We start from the raw sequence: 20,803 nt of genomic DNA on the forward strand, positions 1-20,803 counted from the left end.
CCACCGCCGCACCTGCCACGCCCCGCCAGCCAGACGGAAGGGGCCACCGCCGCACCTGCCACGCCCCGCCAGCCAGACGCAAGGGGAACCACCGCCGCACCTGCCGCCCCCCACCGGCCAGACGGAGGGGACCGCCGCTGCGCCTGCCGCCCCCGCCGGTCAGGCGGAGGGGGCCGCCGTCGTGCCGTTGGACAGTTCCGTGACCAGCCGGGTGGCGAGGGGCACCTCGATGCCGTGACGCTCGGCCGCCCGCAGTACGGCGCCTCCGATCGCGTCCAGCTCCAGCGCCCGGCCGGCCTCCGCGTCGCGCAGCATGGAGGACTTGCTTTGCGGGGGGAAGGCGTCGTAGCGCGCCAGGATCCGGGCGGCGTCGCCCGGTCCGCCGCAGGCCCGGCTCACCGCGGTGGTCTCCTCGACCAGTGCCGCCAGCTCCTTCGAGTGCTCCTCCCGGATGCCGCCGATCGGCAGCCCGTAGCGCGTCGTGAGCAGGGCGAAGGGCGCGAGGAAGGCCAGCTTCGCCCAGAGGGCGGCGTTCTCGTCCGCGACGGTGCGCGTCGTGATCCCGGCGCCGTCCAGCACGGCGGCCAGCGGCGCGAGCCGGGCCTCGTCCGCGCCGGCCACATCGATCTCGGTGAAGGGGCTGCCGTGCTCGATGACGCCCGCGCCGGTACGGGTGGACTCGACCCGGATCACGGCCGGTACGATCCGCTGCGCGCCGTACCGCTCCCGCAGCGCGGCGACGTGCTCGACGCCGTTGAGCAGCGGCAGCACGAAGCCCCGCGTGAACCGGGCCGGGAGCCGGTCGAGGGCCGCGTCCAGCGCGGTGTGCTTGACGGTGACCAGGCACAGGTCCGCGGGTTCGCGCAGTTCGGTGTCGGCTTCCACGCGGGCGGTGAAGTCGCCGTGCTCCCCGCTGGACACCCGGATGCCGTCCCTGGCCAGCGTCCGCGCGGTGTCCTCGCCCGCCAGGCAGGTCACCCGGTGTCCGGCACGGGAGAGCAGGGCCGCGAGAAGGCCGCCGACGCCTCCGGGGCCCAGCACGGCGATGGTCCAGGGCGTTGTGGGTACGGCGTCCGGCGCGGTGTCCACAGAAGGGGTGCCCTCTCCTTGGGTCGCGGCTGCGACGGGGGAACGTCAGGATGTCCGGCAAGATCATCAGTTTGGGCCGGGGCCCCCGTCAAGCCCGGCGATCGCCGGTGACCCTTGGCGAAGCCCCGGCTTTCACACAGCGCGTCACGACTCTCTTACGCGCCGTCCCCGGATGACACGCCCTGCGGCACCCCTCGGCGCCGACGCCCCTCCCCCGGATCGGGCCCGTTCCGGGCCGTTTTGGGGCCCGATCCTGTGACGCCACCCATAGGAGCCAGATCACGTCCTAGGCCGGGCCGTAGAGACGGAACGCCCTGAGCTGCATGGACAGCGCCATATCGGTATATAACGGGCATTGCTCCGAAGTTGGGTAGTACGTCACATCCTTGCCAAGCACTTCGGCCCCGGCTAACCATTGCTGTCGTTGCCGGGAAGCAACGGGCCGGACCGAGCGGATCTCCGCCGGAACCATTCGCCCGGTCCCACCCGCAGCGCGGGGCACACCGCCCCACCGCCACCGCGGTCATCGCGGCAGGCACGACCTTGTCCCCCAGAGGAAGAGTTCACGCATGACCATGGCCACCACCCGCACCCGCATCGCCCGCCTCGCCGTCACCGGTCTCGCCGCCACCGGAGCCGCTGCCGCGGCCCTGACCCTGGTGCCGACCAACGCGCAGGCCGCCGAGATGCCCCAGGTGCACGCCTCTGTGGTCAAGGCCTCGCACACCACCGCCACCAAGGCGGGCTCCGGCAACAACCTCGACGGCTGGATCAAGCAGTCCCTCGCCATCATGAAGGCCAAGGGCATCCCCGGCAGCTACGACGGTCTGAAGCGCAACATCATGCGTGAGTCCGGCGGCAACCCGAACGCCCAGAACAACTGGGACGTCAACGCCAAGAACGGCGTCCCCTCCAAGGGCCTGCTCCAGGTGATCTCCCCCACCTTCAACGCGTACCACGTCGCCGGTACCGCGCAGAACATCACCGACCCGGTGGCGAACATCACCGCCGCGGCCAACTACGCCGCCCACCGCTACGGTTCGATCGACAACGTCAACTCGGCGTACTGATCGCACTGGTCGCACTGATCCACGCGGTCCCCGCGCCGAAGGCCGGTGCCGGCAGCTCCCACGCTGCCGGCACCGGCCTTTTCCATGCGCCGCGGAACGTTCGCTCAGGTGCCGTCCAGGGCGCCGAGTCCGGTGAGCGCGCCGACCGGGTCCAGATCGGGGGTGCCGCGGGGCCACCAGTCTTCCTCGCCGGGCTCGGACTCGTAGACGTACCACAGTCCGTCGCGGCCCAGCCGGAGCTGCACATGGCCGAGCGGATGGGTGAGCCGGTTGCGCCAGGGCCGGAAGGCGGGCAGGTCGGCGGCGAGCAGCAGCGGCCGGGCCCGGTCGAAGCGGCCGGCCGGCGGGTCCCACGGCTCCTCCAGGACGGCCAGCCCCTCCGCCCCGCCCTGCCGCCAGGCGGCGACCGCCCGCGCGAGGTCGGCCGGGGTGCGGTCGGTGGCCCGCGCGAGGGTCGCGTAGAGCGCACGGGTCGTCGCGGTCAGTCCGGAGCCGGGCCGGGCCGCGGCGAGCCGTACCGCGTCCTGCCACAGCGACAGGTCGCCGACCGGGTCGCGTCCGGTGGCGAGCAGCGCCTGCGCGCGGGCGGCGGCGTCGGTCGCCAGCTGGTCCAGCGCGAACGGGTCCGGCCCGCCGGGCGCGGCGGGATACGCCGGGGGCTGCTCGGGATGCGCGGGGACCGGCGCGGGCGGGGGCAGCGGGGGTAGGTCGCGCGGGGCGAGGGCCTCCGTGGCGCGTATGCCGGGCAGGGACGCGGACGCCCTGCCCTGTCCGTCGCGGGCCGCGCGCGCGGCGCTGCGCCGGGACAGCGCGTCGAGCAGCTCCCGCTCGCCCCGGCCGCGCAGGAGCAGCAGCACGAAGGGGTCGGCGTCGAGCAGCCGCGCCGTCTGGTAGCACAGGGCGGCCGCGTGTTTGCAGGGGTGGCCGGAGTCGGGGCAGGTGCACCGCGGGGCGAGATCGCCGGGGCCGGGCAGCAGCGGGACCCCGCAGTCGGCGAGGGAGTGCGGCAGTTCCTTGTCGAGCAGGGCGGCGATATGGCCGGGCCGGTCGGCCGCCGCGTCCAGGAACCGCTCCCACTCGGCGTCCGCCAGCGTCCGCACCCGCACCTGGACGCGGTACGGGCGGGGCCGGCTGCCCCGTACGTAGGCGAGGACCGAGCCCGGAGTGACGGTGATCGCGTCCACGTGCCCCTGATCCGCGTATCCCCGACCACGCGCCACCCGCTTGGCGTCCAGCGCGCTCCGCTCCAGCGCCGCCACCCACGCGTTGCCCCACCAGGTCCCGGCGAACGGCCCCTCCCCAGCCCGCTCCCCACGGGGCGCGAACGCCGGGAACGTACGCCGGTGTTCACCGTCCCGGTGCGGCGTGGCCATGGTCGGGGGCGCATGGGGGACGGCGGGCGCGGGCTCGGGCTCGGGGTGTGCGGAGGCGGCGCCGGCGGGCTCGGCTCCGGGACGGGCGGGCCCGGCACCGGCGGGCTCGGGCCCCGGGTGTGCGGGCGCGGCACCGGCGGGCTCGGACCACTCCGGCGCGGGGGCATACCCCGGCGCGGTGCCGACGGGCTCGGGACCGGGACGGCCGGGCGCGGTGCCAGTGGGCTCGGGACCGGAATGGGCGGGCGCGGCACCAGCCGGCTCGGGTCCCGAGTGTGCGGGCGCGGCACCGGCGGATCCGGACCGCTCCGGCGCGGAAGCGCCCCCCGGCGCGGTGCCGATTTCCGGGGCGGCGTCGGTCTCCAGGGCCGTTCCGGTCTCCGGGGCGGCGTCGGTCTCCGGCGGCATCCGGAAGGCGGTCTTGAGGAACTGCCGCATCTCACCGGCGGCCTTGAGTCGCGCGGCACGGGAGGTGTCGGCGGGGGGCTCGGAGGAACCCGCGGCGGAGATCACACCTTCGGCACCGGCCCGCGACGAGCGCCCGGCCGTACGCCGTCCAGCACGCTCCGCCTCCGCCTCCGCCCGCAACGCGTCACGCCGGGCGGCCCGCAGTGCTTCTCGGGCGATGTCGCCGGGGCGGGGGGCGGCGTCCGGGCGAGGCCCGGGGCCGGGGCGCGGTTCGGCGTCCGGCGTGGGTGTTCCGTCCCGTTGCTCCGCCCGCTGTTCCGCGCGCTCGGTGCCCTTGTCGGTGACGGCGGCCCGCAGGGCGGCCCTCGCGGCATCGGCGGGCCTCGGGGCGCGCTCGTCGGTACGACCGTCGAGGCACCCGGCGGTTCCCCGGGCTTCGGAGTCGCCGGGGACCACGGCACTTTCGCGGCCGTCGGCGCCGTCGAACCCCGGTGCATCCGCCCGCCCGGCGTCGTCGCCGCGGCCCGCCTCCGCACCGGGGTCCGTCCCCGCATCGCGACCCTCGCCGCCGCTTCCGGCGACCGGCCCGGCTTCCGCGGACCGGTCCCCCGGACCGTCACCGCCCGTCGTCCCCGATGCCGGCGTTGGGCAAGGCCGTTCACCGGCACCTCGCTCCCCGCCGGCCGGCACCGCCGAGGGCGCCCCCGGCTCCGGCAGGGACCGCGCCCGGCGCCGCGCCGCCCGCAGGGCCTCGCGGGCGAGGTCGGCCGGGTGGGCGGGATCGGCGGGGGTCATGGGGTGCTCCGCAGGGAGACGAGATCGGTCAGTTCGCGGTCGGTCAGCTCGGTGAGGGCGGCCTCGCCGGAGCCGAGGACGGCGTCGGCGAGCGCCCGTTTCGCGGCGAGCATCTCGGCGATCCGGTCCTCGACCGTGCCCTCGGTGACCAGGCGGTGGACCTGGACGGGCTGGGTCTGGCCGATGCGGTAGGCGCGGTCGGTGGCCTGTTCCTCGACGGCCGGGTTCCACCAGCGGTCGAAGTGCACGACATGCCCGGCGCGGGTGAGGTTGAGGCCGGTGCCGGCGGCCTTCAGGGAGAGGACCAGCACCGGCGTCTCACCGTCCTGGAAACGGTCGACCATGCGCTCGCGCTCCGGCACCGGGGTGCCGCCGTGCAGCAGGTCCACGGGGACGGCGCGGGCGGACAGGTGGGCGGTGATCAGCCGGGCCATGCCGACGTACTGGGTGAAGACCAGCACCGAGCCGTCCTCGGCGAGGACCGTGTCCAACAGCTCGTCCAGCAGGGCGAGTTTGCCCGAGCGGTGGACCAGCCGGTCAGCGGACGCGTCGTCCTTCAGATACAGCGCCGGATGGTCGCAGATCTGCTTCAGCGCGCCGAGCAGCTTCAGGACCAGGCCCCTGCGGGCGATGCCCTCAGCGGTCTCGATGGCCAGCATCGACTCGCGCACCACCGCCTCGTACAGCGCGGCCTGTTCGCGGGTGAGCGGCACCGGGTGGTCGGTCTCGGTCTTCGGCGGCAGCTCCGGGACGATGCCGGGGTCGGACTTCTTGCGGCGCAGCAGGAAGGGCCGGACCAGGCGGGCGAGCCGGTCCACGGCCTCCTGGTCCTCGCCGTTCTCCACCGCGCGGGCGTGCCGGGCGCGGAAGGACTTCAGCGGGCCGAGGAGTCCGGGGGTGGTCCAGTCGAGCAGGGCCCACAGCTCGGAGAGGTTGTTCTCCACCGGGGTGCCGGTGAGCGCCACGCGCGCGGGGGCCTTGATGGTGCGCAGCGCCTTGGCGGTGGCCGAGTAGGGGTTCTTCACATGCTGGGCCTCGTCCGCGACGACCATTCCCCAGGTGTGCCCGGCGAGTTGGGGCGCGGCGGAGCGCATGGTGCCGTACGTGGTCAGGACGAAGCCGCCGCCGGGGCCGGCCAGGGTGCGTTCGGTGCCGTGGAAGCGGCGGACGGGGACGCCGGGGGCGAACCGGTTGATCTCCCGCTGCCAGTTGCCCAGCAGGGAGGCGGGGCAGACCACGAGGGTGGGTTCCTCGCGCGCCCGCTTCAGGTGCAGGGCGATGAGGGTGACGGTCTTGCCGAGGCCCATGTCGTCGGCGAGGCAGCCGCCGAGGCCGAGGGAGGTCATCAGGTCGAGCCAGGCGAGGCCGCGCAGCTGGTAGTCGCGCAGGGTGGCGGCGAGCCCGGCGGGCGGCTCGGCGGGGCGCGGGCCCGCGGTGAGCCGGTCGCGCAGGGCGGCGAGGGCGCCGACGGGCACGGCCTCGACCCGCTCGCCGTCGATCTCGGCGGTGCCGGTGAGCGCCACGGACAGCGCGTCGACCGGGTCGAGCAGGCCCAGTTCACGCTTGCGCGCCTTGCGGACGAGGGCGGGGTCGACGAGGACCCAGCGGTCCCGGAGCCGTACGACGGGGCGGTGGGCCTCGGCGAGGGCGTCCATCTCGGCCTCGTCCAGCGGGTCGCCGCCGAGGGCGAGCTGCCAGCGGAAGCGCAGCAGGTCCTCGCTCTCGAAGAAGCCGGTGCCGTCGGTCGCGGAGCCGGGCGCGGGCCGTACCTCGGCGGTGGCGGTGAGGTCGCGGGCGAGGTCGCGGGGCCAGTGCACGGCGACCCCGGCGGCGGCCAGCCGGCCCGCGGCGACGCCGAGCAGGTCGCCCAGCTCCTCCTCGGACAGGGCGAGGACGTCGGGCACGTCCTGTTCGGCGAGCCGGTCCAGGGGCGGCCAGACCCGCCCGGCGCGGCGCACGGCGAGGGCCGCGTCGACGCGTGCGCGGGGGCCGAAGGCGGTGTCGGCCTCGCCCGCCCACAGGGCCGCCGCGTCGGTCACCAGGGTGGGGTCGGCGAGGCTGTGGACCTGCACGATCGCCGCTCCGGCAGCGCGGGCGCCCGCGCTCGCGCCGGAGTCGAAGGCGTCGTACGCGGACAGGTCCAGGCGCAGCGAGATGCGCACGCCCGCGTCCATGCCCGCGGCGACCTCGGCCGCCCACGCGTGCGCCCCCGGCAGGGGCTGGGGCTCGCGCGCGGCGAAGGGGCGGCCCAGGGCGTGGGCGGCGGCGGGGGTGCGGGGCAGGGTGTCGGCGATCGCGTCCAGGAAGGAGCGGACCAGCGCCTCCGGCTCGGGCAGCCGCAGCGGGCCGGGGGCCGGCAGCGGCACGGCGTGTCCCTCCGGGGGGAGGGCGGCGGCGATCGCGCGCAGGTGGGCGATGTCGTCGGGCCCCAGGGGTCCGGCCCGCCAGGCGTCCAGACCGCTCGGGGTGAGGCCGGGCAGCAGCCGCCCGCGGGCGACGAGCCGCAGGGCGTGCAGCGCGGCGGCGCCCCAGCAGGCCGTGGCCGGGTGTGCGGCGGGATCCCGGCGGGCGCGGACCAGCAGGGGCAGGGCCTCGGCGAGCGGCAGGCCCAGCGCGGGTACCTGCCGGCGGCGCACTCCCGCGCCGTGCCGGCGTACGACCGTCAGCTCCTCGGGGTCGGCGGCCGCGGGGGGCAGGGGCTCGCCCGCGGGGTCCCAGAAGGCGATGCGGCCCTCGCGCGGCAGCGGCGCGGGCACGTAGAGGGCGGCCAGGCGCACCGGCACCGGGTCCCCGCCGGACAGCACGCCGGGACCCACCGCCCGCTCTGCCGTCACCACCACACCGCTCATACCTTCTGCCACCTCCCGCCCGCACATCGGATCAGTCGTCTCCGACTCTACGGGCGGGGTCTGACAACCGGCCCCGCCACCGGGCGGGGACCGGACCGGACACCGGGCCGGAACCGGTCACGAGACCGCGCCAGGGCCGGTCCCGACGGCTCGCGCGGGGCCCGCCGGGACGGCACGCCGAGGGGACCGCCGGGAGGGCTGGCCGAGGGCCGCGACGACGGCTTGCCCGGAAGCGCCGGATGCCCGCTCGGGACCGCCGGGAGGCTCGCGCAGGGCCGCCACAGCGGCTCCGGGGCCGGCCGGAACGGCTCACTCAGGCCCGCCAGGACAGCTCACCCCGGAACGCCACGGCGGCTCGCTCCGGGACGTCGCGACAGCTCACCCCGGAACGCTACGGCGGCTCGCTCGCCGGTCCCGGAAGGCCGGCGCCCCGGTCGGGAACCGGCCGCCTGGCGCACCCGCGGCCCGGCACCACCCGTCACCGTGCCCGTACCGCCCCGCTACGGCACCGTCCTCGACACCACGTACACCATCGGGAAGTCCGGGTCGGCCAGGTTCACGACCACGTCCTGGGTGGGGGCCGGGTTCTTCTGGGTGTGGGTGAGGCCGTACCAGGAGCCGGAGCCGCCGAAGGTCCAGCCGCTGACCTTGCGGTCGCGGGCGCTCACCGCGATGTCGCCCTTCTTCAGCTCGTCGCGGCGGGCGCCCATGGACTGGAGGAAGGTGTCCAGGCCGGCCGGGTTGGTGCGGAACTGCACGTACAGGCGGCTGGTCTTCCAGTTGTTGGTCTCGTACGAGGCGATGTGGTCGGCCGGGCGCGGGACGTTCACCTGGTAGAGGCGGCGCTGCACCTTCGACGGCCAGCCGGCGGTGAGGCCCGTCGCGGAGTACTTGGCTTCCTTGTCCTTGCCGCTGTTGCGGCTCTGGTTCGCCGAGATCACCAGATAACCGGCCGGCACGCCGATGAGCAGCACGATGATCAGCAGGGTGAGCGCCCGGCGCCGGGCCTTGTGCCGGGGGTCCTCGGGGGGCCGCCGCGCCGGCTCCGGCGGGGCGGCCTGGCGGGGCAGGGAGGTGGTCATGCGGTGTCCCGTTCGCGGCGGGCCTGGGTGTACCGCTCGTAGCGCTCGTACCGTTCGACCCGGCGGCGCTTGGCGCGCCGGAACCGGCGGGCGACCAGGCGGGCCAGGTCGGCCGCGCCCACCATGCCGGCCTCGGGGCCGAGCTGGGCGCGGGTGATACGGGCCTCGGGGCGGTAGCCGCGGCCGGTGAGATGGCGCTTGAAGGCGTCCCTGGCGGGGCCGATGAGCAGATCGTCGGCGGCCGAGACGCCGCCGCCGATGACGAAGCAGGAGGGGTCGAGGGCGGCGGCCAGGTTGGCGATGCCGACGCCGAGCCACTGTCCGATGTCCTGGAGCAGCTCCACGCACATCGCGTCGCCCTCGCGGGCCAGCTCGGTGATCATCGGTCCGGTGATGTCGCCGATGTTGCCCTTGACGTGCTCGATGATGCCGTAGGCGACCGGCGAGTCGGCCTGGGCCAGCTCGCGGGCCTCGCGCACCAGGGCGTTCCCGGAGCTGTACTGCTCCCAGCAGCCGCGGTTGCCGCACGGGCAGCGGTGGCCGCCGGGCACGACCTGCATATGCCCGAACTCGCCCGCGACGCCGAACTTGCCCCGCTTGACCTGGCCGTCCTCCAGGATCGCGCCACCGATACCGGTTCCCAGTGTGATCATCACCAGGTGGTCCTCGCCGCGTCCGGCGCCGAAGCGCCACTCGGCCCAGGCGGCGGTGTTGGCGTCGTTGTCCACGAGCACCGGCACGGAGAGGCGACCGCTGAGCCGGTCGCGCAGCGGTTCGTTGCGCCAGGACAGGTGGGGGGCGAACAGGACGCGGTTGCGGTCCGCGTCGACCCAGCCCGCGGCGCCGATGCCGACCGCGTGCACGTCGTGCCGGTCGGAGAGGTCCAGGACCAGCTCGACGATGGTGTCCTCGACCACCTTGGGGCTCTTGGACTTGTCCGGGGTCTCCGTGCGGAGCTTCTCCAGGATGTTGCCGTCGGCGTCCACGACGCCCGCCATCACCTTGGTGCCGCCGATGTCGATGCCGACGGTGGGGACACGGGGGGCCGTCAGATGGGACCGGCGCTCCCGCGTACCGACCGTGCGCAGGACGGGGGCACGGCGGGAGCCGATGGGGGCCGTGAGGTCGCGGTAGGTGCTCATCGTTGGTCGATTGTGCCTCAACGACGGTAAGCGTGTCGTACGGGCGCGGGCCGCGGGCGGGCGATCGCGGGGGTGTCCCGGTTGACCGCCGCGCCCCCGCGATCCCTCAGTCGCGCTGGAGTTCGTGGCGCAGGACGTCCAGGTCGGAGCCGCCGGCCATCTGCGCGGTCAGCTCGTCCAGGGTGATCTCGTCCCGTGTGTGATTGCCCACCATCGCGCCGCGGCGCAGCAGCACGAACCTGTCCCCCACGAGGTACGCGTGGTGCGGGTTGTGGGTGATCAGGACGACGCCCAGGCCCTCGTCGCGGGCCGCGGCGACGTACTTGAGGACCACGCCGGACTGCTTGACGCCCAGGGCGGCGGTCGGCTCGTCCAGGACGAGGACCTTGGCGCCGAAGTGGACGGCGCGGGCGATGGCCACGCACTGGCGTTCGCCGCCGGAGAGGGTGCCGATGGGCTGGTCGACGTCGCGTAGGTCGATGCCCATGCGCAGCAGCGCCTCGCGGGTGGTGCGGCGCATCAGGGCGGTGTCGAGGCGCTTGAAGGGGCCGGTGCCCGTGCGCGGCTCGGAGCCGAGGAAGAAGTTGCGCCAGACCGGCATCAGGGGCACGACGGCCAGGTCCTGGTAGACGGTGGCGATGCCCCGGTCCAGGGCCTCGCGCGGGGAAGCGAGGCGGGTCTCCTCGCCCTCGATGCGCAGGGTGCCGGCGTCGTGCTGGTGCAGCCCGGCGATCATCTTGATCAGCGTGGACTTGCCCGCGCCGTTGTCGCCGAGGACGCAGGTGATCTCGCCCGCGTGCACCTGGAGAAAGACGCCGTCCAGGGCGCGGACGTTGCCGTAGTGCTTGCCGACGCCGGACAGCTCGACCAGGGGCGTCGCCGCGGGCGCCGTCCCCTCCGTCGTAGCCGTCGCCGTCTCGTCCGTCTGTGTCGCCGGCATCTCGTCCGTCATGTCGTCGCCTCCGCGCGCTTGCGGACCCAGGCGTTGAGCAGGGTCGCGAGGAGCAGCATCGCTCCGAGGAAGAACTTGAACCAGTCGGGGTTCCACTCGGCAAAGACGATGCCCTTGCTGGTCATGCCGAAGATCAGGGCGCCCACCGCGGAGCCGACCGCGCTGCCGTAGCCGCCGGTGATCAGGCAGCCGCCGATGACGGCCGCGATGATGTAGATCAGCTCGTTGCCGACGCCCTCGCCGGACTGCACGGCGTCGAAGGAGAACAGCAGGTGCTGGCCGGAGATCCAGGCGCCGAACGCGACGCCCATGTAGAGGCCGATCTTGGTCCTGGCCACCGGCACGCCGACCGCGCGGGCCGCGTCCTCGTTGCCGCCGACCGCGAAGATCCAGTTGCCGACGCGGGTGCGCAGCAGGATCCAGGAGCCGAGGGCGACCAGGGCGAGCCACCACAGGATGGTGATCTTGAAGTCGACGCCGCCGACGGTGACCGTCGAGGCGAAGACGGCGCGGGCGCTGGAGAAGCCCTGCATGTCGGCGATGGTCTTGGTGGAGACCGTGCCGTCGATCAGCTTGGTGAAGCCGAGGTTCATGCCGCACAGCATCAGGAAGGTGCCCAGCGTGATGATGAAGCTGGGCAGTCTGGTGCGGGTGAGCATGAAGCCGTTGAAGGCGCCGATGGCGAGGCTGACCAGGAGGGAGACGCCGACGCCGACCCAGGTGTTCGCCGTCATCTGGTAGCTGAACATCGAGGAGACCAGCGCCGAGGACGTCACGAGGACGCCGGCCGACAGGTCGAACTCGCCGCCGATCATCAGCAGGGCGACCGGCACGGCCATGATCCCGATGGTCGAGGAGGCGTACAGGACGGTGCTGAGGCTGGGGGCGCGCAGGAAGCCGTCGGCGACGAAGGCGAAGAAGACGAAGACGGCGAGGGCGCCGACGACCGAGCCCAGTTCGGGGCGGGCGAGGAGCTTCTTCAGCGGGGAGGTCCGCAGCAGCCGCTCGTCGACCGCCGGCTCGGCGGTCTGCTGGTCCGCGGTCATCGGGTGCCCCGCTCGGTGTACGGCGCCAGCGTGGCCGCCTGGTCCTTGGTGATGATCTGCGGGCCGGTCAGCACCGGCTTGCCGCCGCCGAGGACGTCGCCGTTGTACTTGTAGGCCCACAGCAGGTCGACCGCCTCGTAGCCCTGGAGGTACGGCTGCTGGTCCACCGCGAAACCCAGGGTGCCGTTCTTCAGCGAGGCCGCGACCTGTGCGTTGAGGTCGAAGGTGTCCACCTCGGCCTTGCTGCCCGCGTCGTTCTTGGCCTTGACGGCGGTGTCGGCGTAGGGCGCGCCGAGGGTGATGACGCTGTCCACCGACTTGTCGGCCTGGAGCTTGGCCTCGATGGCGGACTGCACGTCGGGCATGTTCGTGCCGTTGACGTAGAGCTTCTGGAGCGTGCCCTTGAAGGTCTTGGCGACGCCGTCGCAGCGCTGCTCGTGGCCCACGTTGCCCTGCTCGTGCAGCACGCACAGGGCCTTCTTCCGGCCGCGCTTGTTCAGCTCGTCGCCGACGGCCTCACCGGCGATGGTCTCGTCCTGGCCGATGTGGGTGAGCGCGCCGAACGCCTTGGACACCTCGGAGCCGGAGTTGACCGTGATCACCGGGATGCCGGCCTTCTCGGCGCGCTGGACGGCGGCCTTCATGGCGTCCGGCTTCGCCAGGGTGACGATGATGCCGTCGACCTTCTTGTCGACCGCCGCGTCCACCAGCTGGGCCTGCTGCTGGGCGTCGTCGTCGTGCGAGTACAGGAAGTTGATGTTGTCCTTGACTGCGGCCTGCTTGGCGCCGCTCTGCACGATGTCCCAGAAGGTGTCGCCGTCTCCCGAGTGCGTGATCATCGCGAAGGTCCAGCGGGGGGTGTTCACCGCCGACCTGCCCTGGGCGACGGCGGCCTTGCGGGCGTCCTCGGCCCGCTTCCCGCCGGTGCTGCTGCACCCCGCCAGGGACACCGAGAGTGCCCCTGCGAGCGCCATGACTGCCCAGGTCCGAAACCGTGCCACGAGGCCGTGCCCTTCTCGCTGTCTCCAGCTGACTCTCAGCTGTCCTTGCTCCGACGTGCCGATGGGGCGGGCGACCTCACCGTCGGTGTGTCCCGACGGCGACCGCACCGGCCCCAAACACTTCAGTATCGGACTCCGGGGGCGGCGGGCGGTCGGCCGGGGAGGAGATCCCGGTCACCTTGTCCGGACAATGCGACGAACGCACCGAGGCGGCCGAGGCCGTACGAGGGACCGGTCAGGGGCGTACGAGCAGCTGGAACTCGAAGGCGTAGCGGCTCGGCCGGTAGGTGTGGTCGCCGTACTCGACCGCGCGCCCTGTGTCGTCGTAGGTGGTGCGGCACATGGTGAGCAGCGGGGCGCCCCCGGTCTCCCCGAGCCGTTCGGCCTCCGCGGCGGTGGCGCCGCGGGCGCCGATCGACTGGCGGGCGCTGTGCAGGGTGATCCCGGCGGCGCGCAGCAGCCGGTACAGGCCGGTCGCCTCCAGCTGGGCGGTGTCCAGGTCGAGCAGGCCGGTCGGCAGATGATTGACCAGGTAGGCGATCGGCTCGCCGTGCGCGAGCCGGAGCCGTTCCACGCGGTGGACGTCGCCGCCCTCGGCGACCCTGAGCGCGGCCGCGATCTCGGGGGAGGCCGGGACGACGGTGTTGACCAGGACCCGCGTCGTGGGGCGCTGGCCCGCCGCCTCCAGGTCGTCGTAGAGGCTGCTCAGCTCCAGCGGGCGCCTGACGCGGCTGTGCACGACCTGGGTGCCGACGCCCCGGCGGCGGACCAGCAGCCCCTTGTCGACCAGGGACTGGATCGCCTGGCGGACGGTGGGCCGGGACAGGCCGAGCCGCGCGGCCAGCTCGATCTCGTTGCCCAGCAGGCTGCCGGGCGTGAGGCCGCCGTGCTCGATGGCGGCCTGGAGCTGCTGGGACAGCTGGAAGTACAACGGCACCGGCGAACCGCGGTCCACGCGGAGTTCGAGCGCGACGGTCGGGTCCACTTCTGGTTTCGGCACGGGCCCGAGCGTAGCCGTGCGCACAGTTGACGGGAAGTCGTGTAGTCCGGTTGTCCTGACATATGAATTGACAGGGGCCGTCCGCGCCGTCACTTTGTTTCCATGCGCATCGGGGTCATCGGTACGGGCCGCATCGGCGCCCTTCACGCGAACACGCTCAGCCGCCACCGCGAGGTCGGCTCGCTGATCCTGACGGACGCCGATCCGCCGCGGGCGCAGCGCCTCGCGCACCGCCTCGGCGAGACGGCGGCGCCGGGAGTGGACGAGATCTTCCGGTGGGGCGTGGACGCGGTGGTGATCACCACGACGACCGCGGCCCACGCCGAGCTGATCGGCCGGGCGGCCCGCTCGGGCCTGCCGGTCTTCTGTGAGAAGCCGATCGCCCTGGACCTCGCGGGCACCTTCCAGGCGCTCGCCGAGGTGGCGGCGGCCGGCACCGTGCTCCAGATGGGCTTCCAGCGCCGCTTCGACGCGGGGTACGCCGGGGCGCGCGAGGCCGTGCGCGCCGGGCGGCTCGGCCGGCTGCACACCGTACGGGCCCTGACCTGCGACCAGTCCCCTCCCCCGGCCGACTGGCCGGCACTGTCCGGCGGGCTGTTCCGGGACACGCTCGTGCACGACTTCGACATGCTGCGCTGGGTGACGGGCCGCGAGGTGAGCGACGTCTACGCGGTCGGCTCGGACGCGGGCCCCGCGATGTTCCGCGAGGCGGGCGACGTCTGTACGGGCGCGGCGCTGCTCACCCTGGACGACGGCACCCTGGCCACCGCGACCGCGACCCGCACGAACGGCGCGGGCTACGACGTCCGCATGGAGCTGGCCGGGGAGCGCGACACGGTGGTGGTCGGCCTGGACGACCGTACGCCGCTCGCCTCCACCGAACCGACCGGGCCGCCGCCCGCGGACAAGCCCTGGACCGGATTCCTGGAACGCTTCGCCCCCGCGTACGAGGCCGAGTTGTGCGCCTTCGTGGACGTGCTGCGCGGCGAAGGCCCCAACCCCTGCGACGGCCGGGAAGCCCTCCAGGCCCTGCGGATCGCCGAGGCGTGCGAGATCTCGCGCCGCGAGCGGCGGGCGGTGGCGATGGCGGAGATCCCGACGGCGGCGGGGCCCGGGGGCGGCTGAGAGCGGAGATTGGGAGTGCTGAGGGCCGGTCAGCGCTGCCTGCGGGCGGTCGTACGACGGTCACGCGCGCCGTACGACCGCCCGCAGGCACCTCTACCAGCGCACCGGCAGCTCCCGCAGTCCGCGCATGAGCATGCCCGGCAGCCACTGGTCGTGCGGGCCGTCCAGGGCGAGGGCGGGGGCGCGCTCCAGCAGGGTGGCGAGGGCGATGCGGCCCTCCATGCGGGCCAGGGGTGCGCCCAGGCAGTAGTGGAGGCCGTGGCCGAAGGCGAGGTGGCCGCGGGTGTCGCGGCGGATGTCGAAGCGGTCGGGGGCGGGGAACCGGGCGCCGTCGCGCTGGGCGGCGGTGAGGCCGACCATCACGTGTTCGCCCTTGTCGATGCGGACGCCGCCGATCTCCAGCGGCTCGGCCGCGTACCGGAACGTGGCGTTCTCCACCGGGCCCTCCCAGCGCAGCGTCTCCTCGACCACGCCGTCGATCAGGCTCATGTCGGCACGCAGGGCGGCGAGTTGGCCGGGGTGGGTGAGCAGGGCGAGGACGCCGTTGCCGATGAGATTGACCGTGGTCTCATGGCCGGCGATGAGCAACAGGAAAGCCATGCCGCGCAGTTCTCCGGGCGAGAGCCGGTCGCCGTCCTCGGCGGTGGTGCGCACCAGGTCGCCGAGGAGGTCGCCGGTGACCCCGGAGCGGCGCTTGTCCTCGATCAGTTCGGTGAGGTACGCGCCGAGCCGGGTGACCGCCTCGCGCTCGGCGACCGGGTCGGTCGGGGCGACCACCTGGGTGGAGATCTCGCGGAACTCCGTGCGGTCCATCTCGGGTACGCCGAGCAGTTCGCAGATGACGGTGAGCGGCAGCGGGTAGGCGAGGGAGGCGATGAGGTCGGCACGGCCCGCGTGGCCGGGTGCGAGCATCTCGTCCAGCAGTTCATCGGTGATCCGCTGGACGCGGGGGCGCAGTTGCTCGACCCGGCGCATGGTGAAGGCGCGGGTGACGAGGCCGCGCAGCCGGGTGTGCTGGGGCGGGTCGGTGACCAGGAGATATCTGCCGATCAGCGCCTGGTCGAGGAAGGTCACGCCGATCTTGCTGCCGTCCTTGGCGAGCCGGGGGTCGGCGAGCGCGGCGCGCGCCTCCTCGTACCCCACCACGAGCCAGGTCTCGTAGTCCTCGCCCGCCTCGGATAGCCGGACCCGGTGCACCGGGCCCCGCTCGCGCAGCCGGGCGTACACCGGATGCGGATCGCGCCGGAACGCGTCCCCGAACTCGCTCAGATCCACTGTCTGCCGTCGGTCCATGGCTCCCCTTCCGGACTCCCCCGAGGCCGACCGGGCGTATCCCGGTACCCGGAGAACGCGCACGGCGCCGGCGTGGTGCCCCGGCGGATGCGGATTCCCTCGCGGCGCGGGAGGGTTGGCCGGAACCGGTGGGCCGCGCGGCGGACAGGGGATCGCCCCACGGCCGTCGGGTGGGGTGGGGGCCGCGGGGCGAGGTCCGTGTGGATCAGCGGTCGGTCGGCGGTGCGTCAGCAGCCGAAGTCGATCAGATCGAACGTCTCGTAGTGGTCGGAGGTGTAGTAGTCCTCCTGGCTGCGCTCACCGGTGACGATGCGGCGGGCGCCGCGGGTGGAGGCGCCGGGGGTGACCACGGTGTACTCGTGGTAGTAGCCGGAGGACTCGCTGGGCAGGACGCCCTCGCGGTTGGAGAAGACCGTGCCGTCCTGCGAGTAGGGGAAGGGGCCGCCCTCGGCGATCAGGTCGAGGGTGTCGTCGGCCTGCGGCGGCAGGGCGCTGTGGCAGATGCTGCCGACGGAGGCGGCGGAGACGACGGAGGCGTTCGCCGTGGTGGCGGAGACGGTACCCCCGACGAGGAGTGCGGACAGGACTGCGGTTGCGGCGCCGAACCGAGCGGCGCGTGGGGGGAATCGCATGCCGCCATGATGATGCGGGTAGACAAGGACATGTCAACGACAACGCCGTGGAATTCCCCCGCAGGACACCCTGTTTTTCAACGAGTTCACTTTCCTCCGCAGGGCGCCCACAAGAAGGCCACGGGGCGGTCACCCCGGACGGCCGGGGGGCGCACACCTGGCATGCGTGGGGGCGCCCGGCGGCGCTCATCCGGCGTGCGTGGAGAACAGGCCCCCCGTCGGCCCCTGTTTGTCGCCGCCCTGGGCCTTCTTCAGGGCGTTGGCGAGGCTTTCGATGGTCAGGGACTGGAGGATGACGCGGCCGTTGCCCTCCAGGGTGGCCAGGGAGAGGCCCTCGCCGCCGAAGACGGCGTTCATGATGCCCTGGCGGTTGAGGCCGCCGACGCGCTGGACGCCGTACTGGATGCCCTCCTCGAAGGCGACCACACAGCCGGTGTCCACCTCGATACGGCCGCCGAAGTCCGCCGGGTTGAGGTCGATGAAGTTGCCCGCGCCGGCGATGATCACGGTGCCGTGCCCGGTGAACTTCTCCAGGATGAAGCCCTCGCCGCCACTCATGCCGGTGCGGCCGCCCGCGAAGGCGATGCCGAACTCCACCGAGGACTCGGCCGCCACGAAGGCGTCCTTCTCCGCGAACCAGGCACGGTGGCCGTCCAGTTCCAGCGCGCGCATCTCGCCGGGGAGCACGCCCGCGAAGCCGACCGTGCCCTGGCCGCCCTGCGCGGTGAAGTACTGGAAGGCCAGCGACTCCCCGGCCAGCATACGCTGCCCGACCTGCATGGCGGTGCCCATGGCCTGGCGCAGCAGGCCGCCCATGCCGCCGCTCCCGCCGCCCTGCTGCCCGCCGCCCCCGGAGGGGCCGGACAGCCGGGTCTCCATGGTCACGTTCGTGGTCTTGAACAGGAACTTCCCGGCCTCGCAGTACACGGTCTGGCCGGGATCCAGGTTGACGACCGCCATCTGCATGGCGTTGCCGACGATCTCTTGCTGAAGGGTCACGTCCGGAAGAACGAGAAAGGGCGGGGGAAGAGTTCCGGCCCGGCACGCGCGTGGCGCGGCTCACCTCCCGATGATCGCCGCCGGCGCCCCCGTACGGGACGGCCGCGCGGCCGGGGGCAGGGTGCCGTCGACCGGGTCGTGGAGGATACGGTCGGGCGGCGGGGTCAGCGCGGTCAGGCCGTATACCGTGGCGGTGACCATCAGGGGCGGCCCGCTGACGTAGGCGGTGTGCCCGGACCAGTCGCCGCGCCGGACCACCGCGTCGGCCACCGAACCGCTCTCGGCGCCGCCGCCGTCCTCACCGATCACCGGGACGACGCGCAGCCAGGGGCAGGTCTTCTCCAGGCGGGTGAGGGTGCCGGTGTCGTACAGCTCGTCCAGGGTGCGCGCGCCGAGGAACAGGTGGGTGCGGCGGCGCAGGGGGCTGCGGGACAGCTCGTCGAGCAGGGCGCGGGCGGTGGCCCAGCCGGTGCCGCCGGCCACGATCAGGAGGTCCCGCGCCGGGTCGCCGTCCAGGGTCATGGCGCCCTGGGCGGGGCCGAGGCGCAGCCGGTCGCCGACACGCGTCCCGGTGACCAGCGCGTCGCTGACGCCGCCGGGGCCGGTGCGGCGGACGTGGAACTCCAGTTCGCCGTCCGGGCGGGGCGCGCAGGCGACCGAGTACGGCCGCCAGGTCAGCGGCAGCAGCGGGGACTGGATCCGGGTGTACTGCCCGGCCTGGTAGGGAAACGGTTCGGCGGTGCGTACGCGCAGCACCGCGAGGCCGGGGCCGCGCAGCTCGTGGGCGGTCACCGTGCCGTTCCAGTACGGCGGTTCGGCCAGCGCGCCGGCCGCGCCCTCCACCATGGCCGCGACCGCGAAGCGCAGCATGCGCAGCCACGCCTCCTCCAGTTCCTCGCTCCAGCGCGCGCCGGCGCTGCGCCGCAGGGCCTCGGCGAGCGCCTGCTCGAACACCTCGAAGTGCACGGGCCGCACGCCGAGTTTGCGGTGGTCGCGGCCGAGGCGGGCGCAGAACCCGGCCACCTCCTGCGGCCGGTCGAGGTGTTCGACGAGGTACCAGAGGGCGCGCTCCAGATGGGCCCGCTGGAACTCCATGGAGTCGGGAAAGAGCGAGCGCAGATAGGGGTGGCGCTCGAACATGGCGTCGTAGAGGTGTCCGATGAGCTTGCCGAAGGGGGTGAGCAGCGGCAGCTGGCGGGTGATGATCCGCTGGTCGGCGGTGCCGTCGTACGGCTGCCCGCCGGCCCCCCGGGCACCGGCCGGCCGGCCTGCCGTGCCCGTGTCCGGGCGGGCGGACGGGGACAGGAGCCGCCGGCGCAGCCGCATCGCGTCCCGCCGGGCCAGGAGTGCGTGGTACTCGTCGCGGCCGTCGCTGCTGGTGGTGTTCACGGACTGGCTCTCTCCCTGCGGTTCCTGGCGCGCCGCCCTCCCGTGCCGGCCCCGTACCCGGCGGTCGTCGGCGCGCTTTTCCGGCGCCGTCTCCGGGTGGACCGCGCGGTGCGCCGGGTCATGGGCACCCGCGCAAGTCACCGCCGCGAGGGGCCCGTTCGCCGCTGGAAGTAGACGGTGGCGGTCGGACCGTGCCCCACGGCGCCGGAGGTCCGGCCGGAAGACGCGCCAGTATTGCACCGCGGGCGCGGTGCCGTCCGGCCCTGGCGATGGGGCCGTTCGGCCCTGTTCACCCCTGCCACCTGCTGGTTCGCTGGATGCGCGGCAGGCACCGCGGACAGCACGAGGGGCGGGCGCCCGCCTGGTCGCGGTGCCCGCCCCTCGCCTTTCCCGACGGTGTGTCAGCCGCCGAGTTCCTGGTGGCGCGCGGCCAGTCGCGCCGCCCCGGCCTCGGTCGGGGAGCCGTACAGGCGCAGCCGGGAGATGCCGCCGTCGGGATAGATGTCGATGCGCGCGTGGGTGCCGACGGCCGGCTCCGGCAGCACGAACCGGTGGTTGGTGTCGGGCTGGAGGCGGGTGCGGGGCAGGATCTCGCGCCAGTCGCCGTCCTCGCCGTCGCGCACCGAGACCGACGCCCAGCCGGCGCTGTTGCCCTTCAGGTAGGCGGTGTCGATCTCGACGGCGCCGATGCGGGACTGGGTGACGAGCCGGTAGCGGATCCAGTCGTGGCCCCGGTCGCGGCGGCGCCGGGTCTCCCAGCCGTCGTCCATCTTGCGGGAGCGGCCGGGCTGGATGGTGTTGGTGGCCGGGGAGTAGAAGCGGTCGGAGGCGTCCTCGACGCTGCCGCCGTTCTCCAGCGCGACTACGTCGAAGGTGCCGAGTGCCGTCAACCAGGCGGGATCCGGGGCGACTTCGCCGTACACGCGCAGGCGGGCGATGCCGCCGTCGGGGTGCTGGTTGACCCGCAGGTGGGTGAAGCGCTGCTCCAGCGAGACGGGGAAGCCGTTGGCGGCGTGGCCGCCGACGGGGGTGCGCGGCACCAGGGTCGTCCACTTGACGTCGTCGCCGAGCAGTTCCTCGGGCGAGGGCGAGCCGGGCACGGAGGCGGCCTCGACGGAGACGGCCTGCGGGTAGTTGCCGCGGAAGTGGGCGGTGTCCACGACGATGCCGCGGATCACTCCGGGGGCGCCGAGGCGGATCAGCGCCCAGTCGTGGTCCTCGGCGGTGGGCCAGGGGTCCTCGGTGGAGGCGCCGCGCCGGCGGCGGGTCTCCCAGCCGTCCATGATCTTGCCCTTGTGCCCGAAGTGCTCGGGGTCGAACTCGGCGCGCTCGGGCACCAGCAGGTTCTCGCGCATGGCGAAGAACTCGTCGTTCGCGGCGACGACACCGGCGCCGAGGCGGCGGTCGGCGAGGTTGGCGTACTGGGTGAAGGGGAAGTCGGCGGTGCGGTAGTCCGCGTACGGGTCACCGCCTCCGTAGGGGTTCGCGTCGCCGGTAAAACCTGGTGTCGCCGTCACGGTGATCAGGGGTTCCTCTCGGGAGTCGGGCGGATGGGTCT

16 protein-coding genes are annotated in these 20,803 nt (G+C 73.9%); 2 read left to right on the forward strand and 14 right to left on the reverse strand.

Going from position 1 to position 20,803, the window contains the following annotated elements:
• Nucleotides 1-159 precede the first annotated feature (159 nt).
• The gene (locus ACE4Q9_RS06550) at nucleotides 160-1,089 is read right to left on the reverse strand and encodes a ketopantoate reductase family protein (protein ID WP_397983266.1); all 930 of its coding nucleotides are present in this window, start codon (nucleotides 1,087-1,089) and stop codon (nucleotides 160-162) included.
• A 569-nt stretch (nucleotides 1,090-1,658) separates the two neighbouring features.
• Here ACE4Q9_RS06550 and ACE4Q9_RS06555 point away from each other — a divergent pair.
• Complete coding sequence (locus ACE4Q9_RS06555) at nucleotides 1,659-2,159, forward strand: transglycosylase SLT domain-containing protein (protein ID WP_397983267.1); 501 nt, start codon at nucleotides 1,659-1,661, stop codon at nucleotides 2,157-2,159.
• Nucleotides 2,160-2,263: 104 nt separating this feature from the next.
• Here the strand turns inward: ACE4Q9_RS06555 and ACE4Q9_RS06560 are convergent, their stop codons facing one another.
• The 8 genes from ACE4Q9_RS06560 to ACE4Q9_RS06595 all read right to left on the reverse strand — a co-directional run bounded on the left by ACE4Q9_RS06560 (nucleotide 2,264) and on the right by ACE4Q9_RS06595 (nucleotide 13,792).
• Nucleotides 2,264-4,735: an SWIM zinc finger family protein gene (locus tag ACE4Q9_RS06560; protein WP_397983268.1), complete on the reverse strand. Its 2,472-nt coding sequence runs from the start codon at nucleotides 4,733-4,735 to the stop codon at nucleotides 2,264-2,266.
• Nucleotides 4,732-7,584 (reverse strand): SNF2-related protein, encoded by a 2,853-nt coding sequence (locus ACE4Q9_RS06565; RefSeq protein ID WP_397983269.1) that lies wholly within the window; start codon nucleotides 7,582-7,584, stop codon nucleotides 4,732-4,734. The genes ACE4Q9_RS06560 and ACE4Q9_RS06565 overlap by 4 nt, the downstream gene beginning before the upstream one ends.
• Before the next feature lie 500 nt (nucleotides 7,585-8,084).
• On the reverse strand, nucleotides 8,085-8,666 hold the full coding sequence (locus ACE4Q9_RS06570; protein WP_397983270.1) for a sugar kinase: 582 nt from the start codon (nucleotides 8,664-8,666) through the stop codon (nucleotides 8,085-8,087).
• Nucleotides 8,663-9,808 carry an ROK family glucokinase gene (locus tag ACE4Q9_RS06575; RefSeq protein WP_397983271.1) on the reverse strand — a complete coding sequence of 382 codons (1,146 nt, stop codon included), beginning with the start codon at nucleotides 9,806-9,808 and terminating at the stop codon, nucleotides 8,663-8,665. Before ACE4Q9_RS06575 ends, ACE4Q9_RS06570 begins: the two co-directional genes overlap by 4 nt.
• Before the next feature lie 106 nt (nucleotides 9,809-9,914).
• A complete protein-coding gene (locus ACE4Q9_RS06580) occupies nucleotides 9,915-10,748 on the reverse strand; it encodes an ATP-binding cassette domain-containing protein (protein WP_397987139.1) in 834 nt (277 codons plus the stop codon).
• Nucleotides 10,749-10,756: 8 nt separating this feature from the next.
• The gene (locus tag ACE4Q9_RS06585; protein ID WP_397983272.1) at nucleotides 10,757-11,806 is read right to left on the reverse strand and encodes an ABC transporter permease; all 1,050 of its coding nucleotides are present in this window, start codon (nucleotides 11,804-11,806) and stop codon (nucleotides 10,757-10,759) included.
• On the reverse strand, nucleotides 11,803-12,807 hold the full coding sequence (locus ACE4Q9_RS06590; protein ID WP_397983273.1) for a sugar ABC transporter substrate-binding protein: 1,005 nt from the start codon (nucleotides 12,805-12,807) through the stop codon (nucleotides 11,803-11,805). Before ACE4Q9_RS06590 ends, ACE4Q9_RS06585 begins: the two co-directional genes overlap by 4 nt.
• A gap of 235 nt (nucleotides 12,808-13,042) precedes the next feature.
• Nucleotides 13,043-13,792, reverse strand: coding sequence for a GntR family transcriptional regulator (locus ACE4Q9_RS06595; RefSeq protein WP_397987140.1), 750 nt, complete (start codon nucleotides 13,790-13,792; stop codon nucleotides 13,043-13,045).
• 117 nt (nucleotides 13,793-13,909) lie between these two features.
• On the opposite strand from ACE4Q9_RS06595, the gene ACE4Q9_RS06600 reads away from it, so the two are divergent.
• A complete protein-coding gene (locus ACE4Q9_RS06600) occupies nucleotides 13,910-14,932 on the forward strand; it encodes a Gfo/Idh/MocA family oxidoreductase (RefSeq protein WP_397983274.1) in 1,023 nt (340 codons plus the stop codon).
• 93 nt (nucleotides 14,933-15,025) lie between these two features.
• Here the strand turns inward: ACE4Q9_RS06600 and ACE4Q9_RS06605 are convergent, their stop codons facing one another.
• From ACE4Q9_RS06605 to alc, 5 genes are all read right to left on the reverse strand, one after another.
• Nucleotides 15,026-16,225 carry a cytochrome P450 gene (locus ACE4Q9_RS06605; protein ID WP_397983275.1) on the reverse strand — a complete coding sequence of 400 codons (1,200 nt, stop codon included), beginning with the start codon at nucleotides 16,223-16,225 and terminating at the stop codon, nucleotides 15,026-15,028.
• Nucleotides 16,226-16,452: 227 nt separating this feature from the next.
• Entirely contained in the window at nucleotides 16,453-16,857 is a 405-nt protein-coding gene (locus ACE4Q9_RS06610) for a ribonuclease domain-containing protein (RefSeq protein ID WP_397983276.1), read from the reverse strand.
• Between the two features lie 186 nt (nucleotides 16,858-17,043).
• Nucleotides 17,044-17,856, reverse strand: coding sequence for an AIM24 family protein (locus tag ACE4Q9_RS06615; protein WP_397983277.1), 813 nt, complete (start codon nucleotides 17,854-17,856; stop codon nucleotides 17,044-17,046).
• A 60-nt stretch (nucleotides 17,857-17,916) separates the two neighbouring features.
• Entirely contained in the window at nucleotides 17,917-19,245 is a 1,329-nt protein-coding gene (locus ACE4Q9_RS06620) for a globin domain-containing protein (RefSeq protein ID WP_397983278.1), read from the reverse strand.
• 401 nt (nucleotides 19,246-19,646) lie between these two features.
• A complete protein-coding gene (alc, locus tag ACE4Q9_RS06625) occupies nucleotides 19,647-20,762 on the reverse strand; it encodes an allantoicase (protein ID WP_397983279.1) in 1,116 nt (371 codons plus the stop codon).
• Between the last annotated feature and the right edge of the window lie 41 nt (nucleotides 20,763-20,803).

It is taken from the genome of Streptomyces sp. AM6-12, from assembly GCF_044327085.1.
In the GTDB taxonomy this organism is placed as follows: domain Bacteria; phylum Actinomycetota; class Actinomycetes; order Streptomycetales; family Streptomycetaceae; genus Streptomyces.